Source organism: Paenibacillus sp. FSL R7-0345 (assembly GCF_038595055.1).
GTDB lineage: Bacteria > Bacillota > Bacilli > Paenibacillales > Paenibacillaceae > Paenibacillus_AQ.
Genome location: NZ_CP152002.1, coordinates 5,245,080 through 5,264,435, shown reverse-complemented (window position 1 = coordinate 5,264,435; position 19,356 = coordinate 5,245,080). Strand labels below are relative to the sequence as shown.

Genomic DNA, 19,356 nt, shown 5'->3' with positions numbered 1-19,356 from the left:
CGTTATGCGGCTTTTATTTTTTGTTAAAGGTGAGCGGGGAGTACTTTGCATTTCCAGGCAGCAGCAGGCTATAATGGGGGAAATTATTGGGAGGATGCGTAAAAGGGTATGAAAATAGACATTATCGGAGCCGGATCCATAGGGCTGTTACTGGCAGGCAAGCTGATCCAGGCCGGCCAGGACATCAGGATATGGTGCCGGAGCAAAGAGCAGTCCGATGCTCTCATAAGAGAGGGGCTGACGGTCAGCTATGAGGATGGAGCCGCCCCGACCGTTATCCCGGGGACAGCATTTTTTGCCTCAAGTGCAGATGCATTTGCTGAAACTTATCTGTGTGAGCCCGCTGATTGGGTAGCCATTACCCTTAAACAGCAGGCTTTTCATCATGAACTGCCGGACATACTGGGCCCCCTTAGCAGCAGCAGCGTAAAAGCCGTCTGCTTTCAAAACGGGTACGGACACCTGGAGAAGCTCCGGCTGCTGCTGCCGCATGCTTCAATCTGGGCTGCAGTGACTACAGAAGGGGCAAAAAGAAAAACATCGACAGAAGTTATTCATACCGGAAGAGGCGAAATTTACATAGGACAGGAAGAGAAGGGTCATACTACCTTTGAAACGGAAGAACTGACGCATCATGCGGCAGCAAGAAGTTTCACGGATGCACTTTTAACAGCAGGATTTTCCGCCTCTATGTCGAAAAAAGTGAATACCCTGATTTACCGGAAGCTCTTAATCAATGCTGTGATCAATCCGCTTACTGCGATATGGCGCATACAGAATGGCGAGCTGCTGGCCTCCGGGCAGCGGGTGCAGCTAATGAAGGAACTGTATGCTGAAGCGGTTTCCGTATATGATGCCTGCGGAATTGCCTATGAGATGGATGCCTGGGAGCATATTACCGAGGTATGCCGGGCAACTGCAGGCAATATCTCATCCATGCTGGCCGATGTACTCGCCGGAAGGAGTACGGAAATCCGCTGGATTAACGGCAGTATTGTGGAAATGGCTGAGCGCCGGGGAATTGAGGTTCCACTGCACCGCTGGATTTGCCAGCTTGTCGAAGGCATGAGTGCGAGAGAGAGGTGACGCTGTTTGGAGCTGCTGCAAAACTCGTTTGTCACATTGGGTGTCATTCCGGTTGTTCCTTTTTTAATAGTCTATTTCATCGGAACCGGGTTCAAACGGGATAGAAAAAAGACTTTGCTGCTGGCAATGGATGTGACAACTTTATTTTTACTGCTTTCTGTTTCAGCTTTGTTCAATATTCTTTTTAATGCGAAATCGGGGTTTTATTTTATACTACTTATTGTATTAATATCCGCCGGACTGATTGGCGGAGCCCAGAACCGGATCAAGGGAAAGGTCGACGGGAGGCGGTTATTCCGGGTAGTTTGGCGGATGTCATTCTTTTTTTTAGGTGTCCTGTACATTCTTTTTTTGTTCATAGTCCTTATTCAATACATATTACAAGCGATGTAATGTTCCATTGCTCCGGTAAAGCGTCAATGTCACAAAACTTTTAAGTTTTAAAAAAAATGTGTTTTCAGAAAATATTGCTCTAGATTTTTTTGACCACTGGTTGTATAATCATAAACCATATACCACATTCTATTTAGGGGGAACTGCTAGATGAAAAAGAGTAAAAGTCTTTTGCTCATGATTGCATTGGTTCTCGTAATCGGCACAGTGCTTGCCGGCTGCGGAAGTAACAACAATGCAAACAGCGGCAACGCAGCGGCGACTAATGCGCCGAGTGACAATGCTGGAACGAACACAGGTAACACCGGTGATGAGAAACTGGCTGCTGACCAGACGCTTAGAATTAACCTGAGCGCAGAGCCACCAACATTTGACCCTGCATTGGCTCAAGACAGCCAAGCAAACACTGTCCTCAAAACAATGTACGAAGGTCTGACTCGTATGAATGACGAGACTGGCCAAGCTGAGCCAGGTATTGCTGAAAGCTGGGATGTTTCCGCTGACGGTCTGGTATATACCTTCCACCTGCGTGATGCAGTATGGAGCAACGGCGACGCTGTAGAATCTGGTGATTTTGTCCGCGCTTGGAAACGCGTGCTTGATCCTAATGCTGAAACAGCTGCACCATATGCTTACCAATTGTACTACCTGAAAAATGGTGAAGAATACTTTACTAAGAAAGTTACAGACTTCAACGAAGTAGGCGTTAAAGCCGTTGATGCGAAAACTCTTGAAGTTACGCTGAAAGCTCCAACTCCATACTTCCTTGGATTGCTGTCCTTCTATACTTATTATCCTGTACACAAAACTGTTGAGGATAATGCTAAATGGGCAACCAGCAAAGACACCATGATCACTAATGGTGCGTTCACACTGACTGAGTGGACTACTGGACAATCCCTGCAAGTAACTAAGAACGACAAGTACTGGGATGCTGCAAACATCAAACTCAGCAAGATCGATTTCACCCTTGTTAACAGCGGTGCGACTGAACTGCTGAGCTACAAGAACGGCGAGCTTGACCGCGCCGGCGGTCCTACAGGCGAAATTCCTACAGACCAGATTCCTATCGTGTCCAAAGAGCTTCCTAACGAGTTCGTAAGAAAAGGAATCGCATCTGTTTACTACTATGAATTCAATATCACTGAAAAACCTTTCACAAACGCTAAAATCCGTAAAGCCCTGTCGATGGCTATTGACCGTCAGGTTCTGATTGACAACGTAACACTGGGCGGACAGCTTCCAGCATTCGGTTTCGTACCTCCGGGTATCGCAGGTGCTGACGGTGAATACCGTACTGCAGTTAAAGACAGCTACTTCACTGAAGATGTAGAACAAGCTAAAACACTGCTGGCTGAAGGTCTGAAAGAAGAAGGACTTACAGCTCTTCCTACTTTCGAACTGACTTACAACACAAGTGAAGGCCACAAGAAAATTGCCCTGGCTATTGCTGATATGTGGAAAAACAACCTGGGTATCGATGTACAAACAGTTAACCAAGAGTGGGCTGTGTTCATCGAAAACCGTCAAAACCTGAACTATCAGGTTGCACGTGCAGGCTGGACTGCGGACTACAATGATCCAATGACCTTCCTTGACATGTGGGTAACTGGCGGCGGTAACAATGATACAGGTTACGCTAACCCAGAATACGACAAACTGATCAACGATGCTAAAGCAAGCTCCGACCTGGCTGCACGCCAAGAAATGTTTGCTAAAGCTGAGCAGATGCTGATCGGTGATGATCAAGTTCTGATTCCGCTGTACTACTACACTAATAACTCCCTGACTAAAGAGTACCTCAAAGGTGTTACTCTTGACTTCAGCGGTGCAATCGACCTGACTCGCGGCTACCTGCTCGAGCACTAAGATTAGAAACTTCAGTTAGCTAAACTGAATAGTTAGTTCTGAAGGTTGCGTTACACTTCGGGATATATATGTGGAATTCCATATATATCCCTTTTTTTTGCATTTCAGGCTTTTTGTTAATGATTTCTTTTGATTACAAAATTAGAAAATAGACAAACTGCCGTTTTTTGCATAAAATCAATTAGTGTGCCTAAAAAAAATGTCGAAGGAGGTGTTGATGGGGATGGTTCGTTATATTGCCAATAAGCTGTTTTACATGCTCGTGTCGCTGTTTGTGCTCATTTCAGCAACCTTTTTCTTAATGAAAGCTATTCCGGGGGACCCGTTTACTTCTGAGAAAAAAGTTCCGCCGGAAATAAAAGCGCGTTTATATGAGCAGTACGGTCTGGACAAGCCGCTCTATCATCAGTATTTTAAGTATTTGGGTGATATTGCCCAAGGTGATCTGGGTGTATCCATGAAGCGTTTGAACCAGGATGTAACCCACTTGATCGGACAGACGTTTTCGGCGTCCTTGAAGCTGGGAATTGTCGCAATTATCGTGTCGGTTATTATCGGGGTATTCCTCGGTATGATAGCCGCACTCTATCACCGTAAGTTTATAGATAGTGCCGCCATGGTTATCGCGGTGCTGGGGATTGCGGTTCCGAGCTTTGTAGTCGCTTCTGTATTACAATATGTACTAGCCTATAAATTCCACTGGGTACCGGTTTCCGGATTTAAAGGACCAATATATTACATTCTGCCTGTAGCGGCGCTCTCAGCGCAGCCTATAGCCTTTATAGCCCGTTTGACCCGCTCCAGTATGCTTGAAGTGCTTCATTCGGAGTACATTAAGACAGCCAAAGCCAAAGGTCTGAGCTGGCCAGCAATTCTGAGCCGCCACGTGCTGCGTAACGGGATTTTGCCGGTTGTTACCTATCTTGGACCAATGACTGCTAACATTGTAACCGGTTCGGTAGTTATTGAGCAGATTTTCGGTATCGGCGGTATCGGCAAACAGTTTGTGGAAGCCATTAGTACACGTGACTATACCGTAATTATGGGGATTACCATTTTCTACGGCGTACTGCTGATGGTTGCACGCTTCCTGACGGATATCGCGTATGTCTTTGTAGATCCTCGGATCAAATTAAGTGGAGGAAAGGAGGGCTAAGAATTGGCATCTAATAATAATTTGACATCGTTTGACGCGAACCTGAAACCTGAAGATTTCAAACAAATTGGAATTGATGAAAAGCAGGCTGAAGTAATCCAGCGCGAAAGTCTTTCGTCCTGGAGAGATTCCTGGGAGCGTCTGCGCCAGAACAAAATGGCAATGACCGCACTTGGTGTTTTGGGCCTGATCGTACTGGCTGCTATTTTTGCACCATATTTATCAAAGTTCAACTATTATTCTAATGACTTGCTCAATACGAATAAGCCCCCTTCATTCGCTAACAAACACTTTTTCGGCACTGATGATCTGGGACGCGATATCTTTGTCCGTACATGGTATGGAGCCCGTATCTCGCTGATCGTAGGTCTGGCTGCAGCAGCAATTGACCTTCTGATCGGTGTTATTTATGGCGGCATCATGGGTTATTTCGGCGGACGTGTTGATAACATTATGAATAAGTTTTCAGAAATTTTGTATGCCATCCCTTACCTGCTGGTAGTTATCCTGCTGCTGGTTGTAATGGAGCCAAGCCTTGGTACCATTATCCTGGCTTTAACCATTACCGGCTGGATTAACATGTCGTGGATTGTACGCGGTGAGATCATGCAGCTTAAGAACCGTGAATTTGTCCTTGCTTCCCGCTCCATGGGTGCAGGCTCCAAGAGACTGTTGTTCCGCCACCTGCTTCCTAATGCGGTTGGTCCTATTATTGTAACGATTACCCTGTCCGTTCCGAATGCGATCTTCGCTGAAGCATTCCTGAGCTTCCTGGGACTTGGTGTACAAGCACCTGTCGCATCCCTCGGATCGATGATCAATGACTCATTGACCGGATGGTTGTACTATCCATGGCGCTTCCTGTTCCCGGCTATTCTGGTAAGCTTGATCATGCTGTCCTTTAACATTTTTGGTGACGGTCTTCGTGATGCACTGGATCCTAAACTGAAAAAATAAGCAATAGCATGTAACAAATGTAACGTATTCGCGGTAAAGATATTGGCTTGTTTTTCAAGACCCGATGACTTCTTTGAACCCTACGATCAAAGTGGGCAGACAGATAACCGAAGTTTTGATCACACATCAGAAATGTCAGCGGCCGAAGCGAAACAGCAAGGTATTGAGATGCTTCAATTAGCGGGCATCAAAAATGCTGAGGCTCGCTTTAACCAATATCTCCACGAATCCGGCGCTTGATGTGACTATTCAGGCGCAAGTTTATAGAGTCACAGCATTCAGCAAACGCATAATGCGCACAGCTGAATGCTGCATTCGATGGCCAAGGAGGTGCAGTACGTTTGAGTAAGAACCTTATTGAAGTTGAAGGTCTTAAGAAATATTTTAATGTAGGCAAAGGTAAAGTTCTTAAGGCTGTTGATAATATCAGTTTCTCTATCCGTGAGGGTGAAACCCTCGGGATGGTAGGTGAATCCGGCTGTGGTAAAACTACTGCTGGCCGTACGGTTCTCCGTCTATATGAACCGACTGCCGGAAGCGTGAAGTACAATGGTACCGATATTTACAAATTGTCTCCAGGTAAAATGAAGACAATGCGCCGCGATATGCAGATGATCTTCCAGGATCCGTACGCATCGCTGAACCCCCGGTTTACGGTTTCTGATATTATCGGTGAAGCGCTGGATATTCACGGTATGGCCGGAAGCCGCGCTGAACGCAAAAAGCGGATTGAAGAGCTGCTGGATATGGTTGGTCTTAACCATGACCATGCCAGCCGTTATGCGCATGAGTTCTCCGGCGGACAACGCCAGCGTATCGGGATTGCCCGCTCGCTAGCGGTAAATCCTAAATTTATCGTCTGTGATGAGCCGATTTCGGCGCTTGACGTTTCGATCCAGGCACAGGTTGTCAATCTGCTCAAGGAATTGCAGGAACGTCTTGGTCTTACTTATCTCTTTATCGCGCATGACCTGTCCATGGTTAAGCATATCAGTGACCGCGTAGCGGTTATGTACCTGGGCAGAATGGTGGAACTGGCAGAGAGTGAAGAGCTGTATGCCAACCCGCTCCATCCGTACACCAGATCGCTGCTGTCGGCGATCCCTGAACCGGACCCGGAAGTGGAAGCGAACAAAAAGCGGATTCATCTGCATGATGAGCTTGGCAGCCCGATTTTCGCGGCTGGCGATAAATCCAATGACAGTGACTTTGAGCTTGTAGAAGTTTCAAAAGGTCACTTTGTTGCCAAAAAATTTGCTTAATGGATACAGTATTACAGATGCAGGCGGGAGCGTTAAGCTCCCGCCTGTTATGCGTCAGCCGGAATTCTTTGACGCGCGCCGTTACTTTGGATACAATCATATAGAGTTTACAGACTAGATGTTTACATACAGCAGGAAGTAGAACAGGAGGCAATTGCAGATGAATGTAGTACCGGAACCGTTAACGGGCGGCTCTAAGCTTGCCCGCGACTATATAGAACGTTATGAAACAGTGGACAAGCTGTACGGCGGGGATTTTAGAAACGAGACAAGCCGGAGGGAACGGGCGGACTGGCTGGACAGTACAGAGGATCAGCGCGCCGGGCGTACTGAAGTGGCTGCTGTTCTGCGCGGTTATAATCAGCAGCATAACAATCATCCTGAAGTAATGGACTCGTTATCCCTGCTGGAGCAGCCGGGAACACTGGTCATTACCGGTGGACAGCAAAGCGGCCTGTTCACAGGACCTCTTTTTGTTGTTTACAAAGCGGCTACGGCAATTCTGGCGGCCAAAGAAGCTGCGGCCCAGCTTGGGCGGTCTGTCGTTCCGTTGTTCTGGATTGCCGGTGAGGATCATGACTGGGATGAAGTCAATCATACCTACGTATTAAGCAGAACCGGCGAGCTTGCCAAAATCAAAATGGACAAGCCGGAAGGGCCTCGGGCTTCGGTCAGCGCCATTTCAGTAGGACAGGAGAGCTGGCAGCAGGTAACTGAGCTGCTGGACGGGATGCTGCAAGAAAGTGAATTTAAACCGGAGATTATGCAGTTTATCCGCGAATCATCAGCGGGAGGCTGCAGCATGAGCGATGCTTTTGCCAAGCTGATAGGCTCACTGTTCGGCAAATTCGGGCTTGTTCTGCTGGATTCTGCAGATCCTGCACTGCGCAGCCTGGAGCGCCCGTTCTTTGCTACCCTCATCGAACGGAACGATGAGCTTGAGGCTGCTTACAAGCAGTCGGCAGGGGATATTACAGCAGCCGGCTATGAGCTGCAGGCTGATGTAACACCTGGCAATGCTAATATCTTCTATATACATGAAGGTGCACGGCTCCTCCTGCATAAGACAAAAGACGGATTCAGCGACCGCAAAGGAATCGTGTCCTTTTCACAGAGCGGGCTGCTGGCTGAGCTGGAAGAACACCCTGAGCGGTTCAGCAACAATGTGCTAACCCGTCCGCTGATGCAGAATTATGTTCTGCCGGTACTGGCCACTGTGCTGGGACAAGGGGAAATTGCCTACTGGGCGATACCGCGTGAGGCATTCAGTGTGGTGAACGACAAGATGCCGCTGATTATGCCGCGTATGTCCTTTACGATTATTGAAGGCACGCTCCATAAACATATGGATAAGTATGGTCTTTCCTTTAGCGATGTCCGTAATGGTCTTGATGCAAAGCGCAAGGAATGGCTGTCTGCCCAGGACGAGCTGGAGCTTGGACGCCGGTTCGAGGAGACCAAGCGAGCTTTTACAGCAATGTATGAGCCGCTGATTGAACAGCTCGGCAGCATCCAGGCCGGATTGCTCAAGCTGGGGAACAACAACAAAGACAAGATTATGGATCAGATCTCCTTCCTGCAGGCAAAAGCCCAGGATGCTATGGAGAAGCAGAATGAAGCCGCCCTGCGCCAGTGGGAACGGATTGAGCTGTCGCTCATGCCTGCAGGCAAGCTGCAGGAAAGAGCCTATAACGTCATGTACTATTTGAACCGCTACGGTCTCTCCTGGCTGGATGAGCTGCTTACGATGCCCGCTGACTTCAGCGGAACACATCGCATTATATATATGTAGGAACACGGTTTAATCCAAATTAATAGGAGGTATTTTTATGAGTTCATTGTCGAAACAAAACAGTATCGTTGCAGATATGTCGCTTGCCCCGGAAGGGCATCTCAAAATCGACTGGGTCCGCCAGCATATGCCGGTATTGAACCGCATCCGTGAGCAGTTTGAAGCGGAGCAGCCGTTCAAGGGACTGAAGGTGTCGATTACACTGCATCTGGAAGCCAAAACAGCATACCTGGCAAAAGTGGTTCAAGCCGGCGGTGCCGAAGTGACCATTACCGGTTCCAACCCCCTTTCCACGCAGGACGATGTGTGTGCGGCGCTTGTCGAAGACGGAATTACAGTATTCGCCAAATATAACCCGACTCCTGAGGAGTTCAAGGCTCTGAATATCAGAGCGCTGGAAAACAAGCCGGATCTGATTATTGATGACGGCGGCGATTTTGCAACACTGCTGCACTCGGAGCGGCCGGACCTGATGGAGAATATCCGCGGCGGTGCGGAAGAGACAACTACCGGTATTATTCGCTTAAAAGCGCTGCAGAAGCAAGGCATCCTGAAGTTCCCTATGGTTGCTGTCAATGATGCTTACTGCAAGTACCTGTTCGATAACCGTTACGGCACTGGCCAGTCGGCCTGGGACGGCATCGTCCGGACTACCAATCTGATTGTAGCCGGCAAAACAGTCGTTGTAGTCGGTTACGGCTGGTGCGGCAAGGGTGTAGCGATGCGTGCAAAGGGCCTTGGTGCCAACGTAATCGTGACCGAAGTAGATGCGATTAAAGCGGTTGAAGCCCATATGGACGGATTCCAGGTGATGCCGATGAAGGAAGCAGCCAAGCATGGTGATTTCTTCGTAACCGTAACAGGTAACCGTTATGTAATCCGCGGTGAACATTACGATGTGATGAAGGACGGGGCAATTCTCTGCAACGCCGGGCACTTCGATGTGGAAGTGAACAAACCAGAGCTGTCCGAGCGTTCCGTATCCCAGCGCACAGTCCGTAAGAATATCGAAGAATATCTGCTGAAGGACGGACGCAAGCTATACCTGCTGGCTGAAGGCAGACTGGTCAACCTGGGAGCGGCGGATGGCCATCCTGCAGAAATCATGGATACAACCTTTGCCCTGCAGGCGCTGTCGCTCAAATATGTAAACGACAATTACAAAAACATCGGTGTCAAAGTGGAAAATGTTCCTTACGAGCTGGATGAGCAGGTAGCACGCTACAAGCTGGAAAGCCTGGGAATTTCAATTGACAGCCTGACTCCGGCTCAAGTTGAATATCTTGACAGCTGGAATCTGAATGATTAATTAAAGTGTATGGATCAGCAAATGCCCGGTAGCCATGCAAATGGCCCGGGCATTTTGCTGTCTCAGGTAAATTAATGAACGGATTAACTTCGATATATATGCCCATACTGCCCTCCTGCGGGTATCCGACTTTAGTCTAGGGTTACTAGGATTCAAGATATTATATACCCCGTTTTCTGAAGCTTAACGCTCAATATTTTGATTGGGGAAAATTAAAATGTGTAAAAGGGCTGAAGAATACTGCAAAGATTTGTAGAAATGAAGACTTGACAAACAAGAAAAAATTACCTCGGATATGAAAAAGGTTTTTGATTTTTAATGGCGAATCTATTATGCTTAGGTGGTGTAAAGTGGGGCAAAGTGGGGAATCGGTAGCAGGGAGTGGGAAAATCGATGTTTATGGGGGAGTTCCAGCATAGCATTGACGACAAAGGCCGGATCATCATTCCGGTTAAATTCCGTGAATTGCTCGGAGCCTCTTTCGTTGCCACCCGCGGCCTCGATTCCTGCATATTTGTTTATCCCATGGAAGAATGGGGAATCATGGAGCAAAAGCTCAAAAGCCTTTCACTGATGAAATCGGATGCCCGTGCCTTCAGCCGCTTCTTTTTCTCGGGAGCGACAGAATGTGTATGGGACAAGCAAGGCAGGGTTAATTTGCCGGTTAATTTACGGCAATATGCTAAGCTGGATAAGGACTGTGTTATTCTGGGCGTTTCGAACCGGGTGGAAATCTGGAACAAAGAGCTATGGGAACAGTACTTCGAACAGTCAGAGGAATCGTTCAACGAGATTGCCGAGAAATTGGTAGATTTCAATTTTGATCTATAACACATACACAATTCGAATACTGCCCTGGAGGGATGCAGCTTGTTTCACCACATCACGGTGCTTAAAGAAGAAGCGACAGAGGGGCTGCACATCAAAGAGGATGGCATATATGTCGACTGTACGCTTGGCGGAGCCGGACACAGCTCTTTGATTGCGTCCAAACTCAGCGGCAACGGCCGGCTGATCTGTCTGGATCAGGATGACTGGGCTCTGAATAATGCCAAAGAACGGCTGGCTGAATACGGCGACAAGGTGGTAATGGTTAAAACCAACTTCCGTGACCTGGAACAGGTTCTGAAGACACTGCCGTTTGTTCCGCAAAAGGATGGAGTTCCGCAGGTAGACGGCATACTGTTCGACCTTGGCGTATCTTCTCCCCAGTTTGATGAAGGGGAGCGGGGATTCAGCTACAATCACGATGCCCCGCTGGATATGCGGATGGATCAGTCCGCTGAGCTGACTGCAGCCGAAGTGATCAACACCTGGCCTGAGCAGGAAATCGCCCGCGTGCTTTTCCAGTATGGAGAAGAAAAATTCTCGCGGCGGATTGCCCGCAAAATTGTGGAAAGACGCGAGGAACGGCCGGTTACGAACACTGGTGAGCTGGCGGAGCTGATCAAGGAAGGCATTCCGGCAGCTGCGCGCAGAACTGGAGGACATCCGGCAAAACGCAGCTTTCAGGCACTAAGAATTGCCGTGAATGACGAACTGGGAGCTTTTGAAGAAGGGCTGCACGCAGCTGTACGCTGTCTGGCGCCTGAAGGAAGAGTATCCGTTATTACGTTTCATTCGCTGGAGGACAGAATCTGCAAACAGATTTTCAGCAGTTATTTGAGCAGATGTACTTGTCCACCTGACTTTCCGTTTTGTGTATGCGGCGCTGAAGGCAAGCTAAAGCTGGTTAACCGTAAGCCGCTGGTTCCTTCTGAGGAAGAGCTGGAACATAACCCGCGTGCCCGTTCAGCAAAACTGCGCGTTGCAGAGAAATTATAGAAAACGACGATAAAGGAGAGTCAGAGAGATGGCCTACACCCGCGGCAATTTAGCAGTTCAACCTAAAAGAAAACAAGAGGTAAACCCGCTTTACCGCGAGAAGACGAAAGTCGTCACCAGACGAAATGTACTGCCGACACAGGAGAAGCTGAGTTATATGCTGACCCTGGGAGCATTTGTGCTGGTGGCTGTCGCCCTGATTTGGCGTTACGTCCATATTTATGATTTGAACATGCAGGCACAAAAGCTGGACAGCAACATTGCTGAAACACAGAAGCAAATTGCCACTTATCAGATGGAGAAGCAGACACTGGAGCAGCTGGTAGCCGAAAAGGCCAAAAAGCTGGGATATGTCCAGCCGTCTGAAGACTCTGCAATCTATGTGTCCGCAAACGGTAAGGCAGCTGACGGAAACGACAATTAGCGGCTGGCAGAAGCCGCAATAATAGAGTTTGTGAGGTTACCTTATGGTCAAGAGAATAAAACTTCGCACGCTGTTTATAGGAGGGTGTATTACCCTCTTTTTTCTTGTTTTGGTCATCCGGGTATTTTGGATTCAGGTTGTACAGAATGATTTCTGGCATAAGGAGGCAGTCTCCCAATGGGCGCATACCTCGATTATCAAGGCGAAGCGGGGTACCATTGAAGACCGTAACGGCAGTGTACTGGCCAGTGATGTTCCAGCGTATACAGTCGTTGTAAACCCTCAGGTCATTGCTGAAAAGGGAATTGGCGAAGAAGTGATCAAGGGGCTTAATAAGCTGCTCGGCAAGCCGGAAGCGGAACTGAAGAAGCTGGTTGAAGCCAAGGATGATGAAGGCAACTTCTTGAAGAACCGTGAAATCCGTAACGAAGGCTGGAAAATAGATAAAGAGCTCGCGGATAAAGTGAGGGCGTTCAATAAAGAGCTGGAGGAAAAGCATAATACGCTCGAAACCGGAATCGGACTGATCACGGAGCAGAAGCGCTATTATCCTAAGGACTCTTTAGCTGCGCATATTTTGGGTTACACAAACCGGGACGGCGAAGCCATCATGGGGCTGGAAAGCTATTTTGACAAACAGCTTCAGGGCACGAACGGCAAGCTTTACTATCAGAGTGATGGTAAGGGAATTAAGCTTCCGGACTCCCAGGACACCTACCAGCCTGCTGTGAACGGCAGCGATATCAAGCTGACCATTGACAGTACGATTCAGCGTTATATTGAAGAAGCCATGCAGAAGGCCTATGACCAGTACAAGCCTAAGAGTATGACCGTCATTGCCGCCGACCCGAATACGATGGAGATTCTCGGTTTGGCCAACATGCCAACCTTTAATCCCAATGAATTCTGGAAGTATGCAGGTGATCAGGAGAATTTCCTGAACCATGCAATCAAGTCCATTTATGAACCGGGCTCGACCTTCAAAATTGTCACACTGGCCGGAGCGGTGCAGGAGGATTTGTTTAATGCAGATGCTACCTTTAAATCAGGATCCATCCGGATTAAGGGCTACAGCCAGCCGCTTCATGACATTAACCGTGCGGGATGGGGGGAAATCTCCTTTCTTGAAGGGGTGAAGCGCTCCAGCAACGTTGCCTTTGTAAAGCTGGGCTTCGAAATGCTCGGGCAGGATAGGCTGATGAAGTATATTCATGATTTTGGCTTTGAAGAGAAGACAGGTATTGATCTTCCCGGAGAGGTCTCAGGCCGGGTTACGCCGCAGTATTCTGTTGAGTACGCAACACTGGCTTACGGACACGGTAAAGTGCAGGTCACCCCGATTGAACAGCTTACGGCTGTTGCAGCTATAGCTAACGGTGGCAAGCTGCTGGTTCCCCATGTGATCAAGGAGATCAGCAACCCGAATACCGGAGAGATAACGGTTACCGAGCCAGAGGTTGTCCGCCAGGTCATTACGGAGGAAAGCGCCCGGGAAACCGGCAGCTATCTGGAGCAGGTTGTATCAGACCAGAATATCGGTACCGGTAGACATGCTTATATTGAAGGTTACCGGGTAGCAGGGAAGACGGGAACAGCGATAAAGGTAGAAGGCCAGGATTACGTCAAATCCAAGGTGCTGGTATCCTTTATCGGCTATGCTCCGGTGAATGATCCGAAGATTGCAGTTATCGTTATTATCGATGAACCCAATGTTGAAGTCGGCGGCGGAACAGCTGCAGCTCCTGTATTTAAGGAAATTGTGTCGCAGTCACTGCAGTACATGGGTGTGCCGAAAACGGTCGTTGGTTCAGCGGCGAGCACAAAGGTTACCAAAACTGCAGTAGTACAGCGCTCTACACCGGCGCTGACCGGCAAGTCGGTCAAAGAAGCCAGAGAACTGCTGCTGGATCAGGGTTATGATTTCGAAACAGTCGGCAGCGGAACCAGCGTAGTCAGCCAGTATCCGGAGGCAAACACTTTACTCGCCTCGGGACAGCGGATATATCTGTTAAGCCAGCAGGGTGAACAGGCAGCGATCCCTGATCTTAAGGGACAATCGCTGAGGGATGCGCTGGAGGTGCTTAATTTGCTGAAGGTTAAGATTTCCGTCGAGGGCGAAGGATATGTCACCGAGCAGACGGTATCAACCGAGAACGGCAAGAAGCTGGTGCAGCTGAAGCTTAATCCGCTTAATGAGTACGGCGAAAACATCCCGGTAGCTGCGGCTAAGGACGAGGCAGAGGATACCGGGGATAGCGGAGGTTAATGCCCAGCATATCCGGGTAAAAAGATCTTTACGGATTCCGCTGTACCGCCAGCGGGGCTTGTTCTAACCCCTGTTTGTCCCGAATAGTCATGAAGATAAGAGATCATGTCTATTACGAGGGAAAGCGGGGGAAAGCGGAATGAAGGTTTCGAAGGTTGTAACCCGGCGGAGAATGCTGTGGACACTGCTCGGACTGGCTGTGGTGTTCGGTTCACTGACTGTGCGTCTTGCTTATGTACAGCTTTATCAGGGCGAAAAGCTGAGTGCCAAGGCGGAGGAGTCGTGGCGCCGCAATATTCCTTATACTGCCAAGCGCGGTGAAATATTGGACCGTGAAGGTGTTGCACTGGCTTATAATGTCAGCTCGCCAACGGTTTATGCCGTTCCCGTGCAGGTGAAAGATAAGCAAAAGGCAGCTCAGCAGCTGGCTCCGCTCCTCGGCATGACTGAGGAGAAGCTGGTCACTTTGATGTCCAAACGTGAGTCATCGGTTAAGCTACAGCCCGGCGGCCGCAAAATTACGATGGAGCTTGCCGCGAGCATCCGTGATTTGCAGCTGCCGGGCATCGTTGTGGCTGAGGATAACAAACGTTATTATCCTTATGGCGATCTGGCTGCGCATATTCTCGGGTTTACCGGAATCGATAATCAGGGCATTACTGGTATTGAGAGCATATATGACAAGCTGCTCAGGGGGATCGGGGGAAACGTCTCCTATCTGTCTGATGCGGGCGGACGGCTGATGCCGGGTTCTTCGGAGAAATATTCCGAGCCGCAGGAAGGTCTAAGCCTGCAGCTGACCATCGATAAGCAAATCCAGTCGATTATGGAACGTGAGCTGGATCAGGCTATGGTGAAGTATCAGGCGCAGGGCGCATGGTCCATTGCCATGAACCCGAAGAACGGTGAGATTCTGGCCATGGCCAGCCGGCCGGGGTATGAGCCGGGCTCGTACAAGGAGTACGATGCTGAGGTGTATAACCGCAACCTGCCCATCTGGATGACCTACGAACCGGGTTCCACTTTCAAAATCATTACACTTGCAGCTGCGCTGGAAGAGAATAAGGTTGATCTGCAGAATGAGCAGTTTTTCGATCCTGGCTATGTAGAGGTCGGGGGCGCCAGGCTGCGCTGCTGGAAAAAAGGCGGCCACGGCAGCCAGACCTTCCTTGAAGTGGTTGAGAATTCCTGCAACCCCGGGTTTGTTGCACTGGGGCAGCGGCTCGGCAAGGAGACCCTGTTTCAATACATCCGTAATTTCGGCTTCGGGGCGAAAACGGGCATCGATTTGAACGGGGAAGCGAGCGGTATCCTGTTCAAGCTGTCCCAGGTGGGTCCGGTGGAGCTCGCTACCACTGCTTTCGGCCAGGGTGTCTCGGTTACGCCGATTCAGCAGATTGCCGCTGTATCGGCAGCTATTAACGGCGGCAAGCTGTTCACCCCGCATGTGGCCAAGGCCTGGATCAATCCGGAAACGGGCGAGACGGTATCCGAGGTTGAGCCCAAGGAAGTGCGGCAGGTTATTTCCGAAGAGACATCTAAGAAGGTGCGCGCTGCCCTTGAGAGCGTAGTTGCCAAAGGCACGGGCCGGCCGGCTTTTATTGACGGCTACCGGGTAGGAGGCAAGACAGGGACGGCACAAAAGGTTATTAACGGGCGCTATTCTCCGACAGAGCATATCGTTTCCTTTATCGGGTTTGCCCCTGCAGATGATCCGCAGATTGTAGTATACACAGCAGTTGATAATCCGAAAGGGATACAGTTCGGGGGCGTAGTAGCTGCTCCGATCGTCCAGAATATCCTGGAGGATTCGCTGCATTATCTGAAGGTTCCAGAACGTAAGGATCAGCTTCCCAAAACCTACAAATATGGTGAAACTCCGATTGTTACGGTTCCCGATCTTACAGGGGCGACCGTGCAGGACATTTATGAGGATCTGAATATGAACTTTACGCTCGCCCGCTCAGGTACCGGAGACACGGTTATTAATCAGGCGCCAAAAGCGGGAGCAAGGGTTGAACAAGGTTCAACAATCAGGATTTATATGGGTACTTCAAGTCAATGATAGAGGTAAGGCCAGTCTTCTTATCCGAAATTGCAGAGTGAGGGATTAGTTATGAAATTGAAAGAATTATCTTCCTGTCTTGCGGCATCGCGCTTGCACGGGGACGGGGAAACTGAAATTGCGAATCTTCAGGCAGATTCCCGGAAGGTAAAGCCCGGGGATTTGTTTATCTGCCTGCCTGGTTTTACGGTAGACGGCCACGATTATGCACCGCAGGCGGCAGCCGGCGGTGCAGCAGCATTGGTTGTTGAACGCAAGCTGGATCTGGACCTGCCGCAGCTGATCGTCGATGACTGCCGGTTTGCTATGTCCGTGCTCGGGAATGCCTTCTTCGGGTCGCCAAGCAGCCGGATGAAAATGATCGGTGTGACCGGAACAAACGGCAAAACAACCACCACCTATCTGATTGAGCGGATTATGTCTGATCACGGGCTGAAAACCGGGCTGATCGGCACGATCCAGCTGCAATATGACGGCCAGATCTATCCGGCCTCCGGCACGACGCAGGAGTCGCTTGAGCTGCAGCGTACCCTGAACGATATGGCGCTGAAAGGTGTGGAATGCTGTGTAATGGAAGTATCCTCCCATGCGCTTGAGCAGGGACGGGTAAAGGGCACGGATTACCGCACAGCAATTTTTACAAATTTAACCCAGGATCATCTGGATTATCATCATACGATGGAGGAGTATCGTGCGGCCAAAGGGCTGTTCTTCTCGCGTCTGGGCAACGTGATTTCACCCTGGAAGGAAGAACGCAAATATGCAGTGCTGAATGCCGATGATGAGGCGAGTGTTTATTTTGCCGCACAGACTGCAGCAGAAGTGATTACATACGGCATTGACAACAGCGCCAACGTGAGGGCATCGCAAATTTCGATTACGTCAAAAGGAACCTTTTTCCATGTAGAGACGTTTAAGGGAGAAGCAGACATTTCGCTGCGTATGGTCGGCAAATTCAATGTGTACAATGCGCTGGCTGCCATAACTGCTGCAATGCTCGAAGATATACCGCTGGAGGAGATCAAAGCATCTCTGGAGTCGGTGGCAGGAGTGGCCGGACGGGTAGAGTCGGTTGACGCAGGTCAGGATTTCGCAGTCATTGTGGACTACGCTCATACACCGGATGGACTGGAGAATGTACTGAAAGCCGTTTGCGAGTTCGCCGGCGGCAGGGTGCTGACTGTGTTCGGATGCGGCGGGGACCGGGATAAGACGAAACGCCCGCTTATGGGCAAAATTGCTGCAAAATACAGCGATCATGTGTTTGTCACTTCAGATAACCCGCGGACAGAGGATCCGCTGCTGATTCTGCAGGATATTGAAGCCGGCCTCAGGGAAGACGGGGTTCTGCAGGAGAAGTATGAGATGATTCCGGACCGCCGCGAGGCAATCAGAAATGCTATTGAAATGGCAAGCCCCGGCGATGTAGTATTGATTGCGGGGAAAGGTCATGAGACCTACCAGCTGATCGGCGGAGTGGTTCATGATTTCGATGACCGCCTTGTCGCTAAAGAAGTTATAAGGGGCCGAAGCTATTGATTACAAGAACGCTGCAAAAAATCGCTGACATGTGCGGAGGAGCAACGGGTTCCGCTGCAGATCCGGATTTGGAAATAGCAGGAGTCGTTACTGACTCCCGCAAAATTACATCAGGCTGTCTGTTTGTTCCCCTTACCGGGGACAATTTTGACGGTCATGATTACAGTGCGGCAGCACTAACTGCCGGGGCTGCGGCTACGCTGTGGCAACGGGATAAAGGTGTTGCACCGGAGGGCGCCGTTATTCTGGTTGACGATACCCTTACTGCACTGCAGACGCTGGCTGCTGCTTATTTAAGCGAAACAGGCTGTCAGGTTGTGGCTATAACGGGCAGTAACGGCAAAACGACAACCAAGGATATGGTTACTTCCCTGCTGGAAGGCCAATATAAGGTTCATAAAACCCAGGGGAATTTCAACAATCATATCGGGCTGCCGCTGACGGTGCTCTCCATGAGCGAGGATGCAGAGATTGCCGTACTGGAGATGGGGATGAGCGCGCGGGGGGAAATCGCCCTGCTGGCTTCGCTGGCTGCTCCTGATGTTGCGGTCATTACAAATATAGGTGAATCGCATCTGCTGCAGCTCGGCTCCCGTAAGGAGATTGCCCGGGCCAAGCTGGAAATTGCTGAAGGGCTGAAGCCTGGCGGCCTGCTTATTTATAATGGGGATGAGCCGCTTCTTGCCGAAGTGATGGCCGAGTCTGCCTTCCGTGCGCCGGAAGGGATGCAAACCCTCCGTTTCGGATTCACTGCCGGTAACGATTCTTATCCTACAGGGATGATGACGCATATCGGCGGAATGACGTTTACAACTGCCTACCTGAATGAGGAGCGTGCTTTTACACTGCCGCTTCCGGGCCGTCACAATGTCAGTAATGCACTGGCCGCATTTGCGGTTGCCCGTCATTACGGCATTACCGAGGCGAACATTGAGGAAGGGCTGAAACGGCTCAAGCTGACCGGTATGCGGATCGAAGTGATGCTGACCGCCTCGGGACTGACACTGCTGAATGATGCCTATAACGCCAGTCCGACCTCGATGAAGGCGGCTATTGATGTGCTTCAGTCTATGAAAACAGCCGGCAAACGGATCGCTGTGCTGGGGGACATGCTGGAACTTGGTCCGGAGGAAGCTGATTTTCACCGGGAAATCGGCGAGTATCTGGATCCGGCTTTGACGGATCTGGTCTTTGCCTATGGACCGCTCTCAGCCCTCCTGGCAGAAGCTGCAGTCAAGCAATTTGGGCCTGAGCGGGTGTTTGCCTTTACCGACAAGGCAGAGCTGTCAGCTGCCCTGAACAGCAAAGCCGCCGTTAAAGATATCGTGCTGTTCAAAGCATCCAGAGGCATGCGTCTGGAGGAAACACTGAACAGTCTTAATGATTATTTTAAACAGACATAAATAATGGAGGG

General features: G+C 49.7%; 15 protein-coding genes and 1 pseudogene. All 16 read left to right on the top strand.

From position 1 onward, the window contains the following. The first annotated feature begins 108 nt into the window (after positions 1–108). The 16 genes and pseudogenes from NST84_RS22795 (at position 109) to murF (ending at position 19,345) form a co-directional block, all read left to right on the top strand. The gene (locus NST84_RS22795) at positions 109–1,086 is read left to right on the top strand and encodes a 2-dehydropantoate 2-reductase (RefSeq protein WP_342562410.1); all 978 of its coding nucleotides are present in this window, start codon (positions 109–111) and stop codon (positions 1,084–1,086) included. A gap of 6 nt (positions 1,087–1,092) precedes the next feature. After that, positions 1,093–1,479, top strand: a complete 387-nt coding sequence (locus tag NST84_RS22790; RefSeq protein WP_342562409.1) for a DUF3397 domain-containing protein — start codon at positions 1,093–1,095, stop codon at positions 1,477–1,479. Positions 1,480–1,629: 150 nt separating this feature from the next. Continuing rightward, the gene (locus NST84_RS22785; protein ID WP_342562408.1) at positions 1,630–3,348 is read left to right on the top strand and encodes a peptide ABC transporter substrate-binding protein; all 1,719 of its coding nucleotides are present in this window, start codon (positions 1,630–1,632) and stop codon (positions 3,346–3,348) included. A 223-nt stretch (positions 3,349–3,571) separates the two neighbouring features. Continuing rightward, a complete protein-coding gene (locus NST84_RS22780) occupies positions 3,572–4,504 on the top strand; it encodes an ABC transporter permease (protein WP_342566500.1) in 933 nt (310 codons plus the stop codon). 3 nt (positions 4,505–4,507) lie between these two features. Further along, entirely contained in the window at positions 4,508–5,461 is a 954-nt protein-coding gene (locus tag NST84_RS22775) for an ABC transporter permease (RefSeq protein ID WP_342562407.1), read from the top strand. 14 nt (positions 5,462–5,475) lie between these two features. Next, positions 5,476–5,689, top strand: a pseudogene (locus NST84_RS22770) (peptide ABC transporter ATP-binding protein); the annotation flags it as partial. A gap of 113 nt (positions 5,690–5,802) precedes the next feature. Then, complete coding sequence (locus NST84_RS22765) at positions 5,803–6,723, top strand: ATP-binding cassette domain-containing protein (RefSeq protein WP_342562406.1); 921 nt, start codon at positions 5,803–5,805, stop codon at positions 6,721–6,723. A 160-nt stretch (positions 6,724–6,883) separates the two neighbouring features. Continuing rightward, positions 6,884–8,515, top strand: coding sequence for a bacillithiol biosynthesis cysteine-adding enzyme BshC (bshC, locus tag NST84_RS22760; protein ID WP_342562405.1), 1,632 nt, complete (start codon positions 6,884–6,886; stop codon positions 8,513–8,515). A gap of 37 nt (positions 8,516–8,552) precedes the next feature. Beyond that, a complete protein-coding gene (locus tag NST84_RS22755; RefSeq protein ID WP_342562404.1) occupies positions 8,553–9,824 on the top strand; it encodes an adenosylhomocysteinase in 1,272 nt (423 codons plus the stop codon). Positions 9,825–10,217: 393 nt separating this feature from the next. Then, positions 10,218–10,655: a division/cell wall cluster transcriptional repressor MraZ gene (mraZ, locus tag NST84_RS22750; RefSeq protein ID WP_342566499.1), complete on the top strand. Its 438-nt coding sequence runs from the start codon at positions 10,218–10,220 to the stop codon at positions 10,653–10,655. Between the two features lie 39 nt (positions 10,656–10,694). After that, a complete protein-coding gene (rsmH, locus tag NST84_RS22745) occupies positions 10,695–11,648 on the top strand; it encodes a 16S rRNA (cytosine(1402)-N(4))-methyltransferase RsmH (protein ID WP_342562403.1) in 954 nt (317 codons plus the stop codon). Between the two features lie 28 nt (positions 11,649–11,676). Next, positions 11,677–12,072 (top strand): hypothetical protein, encoded by a 396-nt coding sequence (locus NST84_RS22740; protein WP_342562402.1) that lies wholly within the window; start codon positions 11,677–11,679, stop codon positions 12,070–12,072. A gap of 109 nt (positions 12,073–12,181) precedes the next feature. Continuing rightward, a complete protein-coding gene (locus NST84_RS22735; protein ID WP_342562401.1) occupies positions 12,182–14,338 on the top strand; it encodes a penicillin-binding transpeptidase domain-containing protein in 2,157 nt (718 codons plus the stop codon). A gap of 139 nt (positions 14,339–14,477) precedes the next feature. Further along, positions 14,478–16,403: a stage V sporulation protein D gene (locus NST84_RS22730; RefSeq protein WP_342562400.1), complete on the top strand. Its 1,926-nt coding sequence runs from the start codon at positions 14,478–14,480 to the stop codon at positions 16,401–16,403. Between the two features lie 51 nt (positions 16,404–16,454). Further along, positions 16,455–17,942: a UDP-N-acetylmuramoyl-L-alanyl-D-glutamate--2,6-diaminopimelate ligase gene (locus tag NST84_RS22725; protein WP_342562399.1), complete on the top strand. Its 1,488-nt coding sequence runs from the start codon at positions 16,455–16,457 to the stop codon at positions 17,940–17,942. After that, complete coding sequence (murF, locus tag NST84_RS22720) at positions 17,939–19,345, top strand: UDP-N-acetylmuramoyl-tripeptide--D-alanyl-D-alanine ligase (RefSeq protein WP_342562398.1); 1,407 nt, start codon at positions 17,939–17,941, stop codon at positions 19,343–19,345. The genes NST84_RS22725 and murF overlap by 4 nt, the downstream gene beginning before the upstream one ends. Positions 19,346–19,356 lie beyond the last annotated feature (11 nt).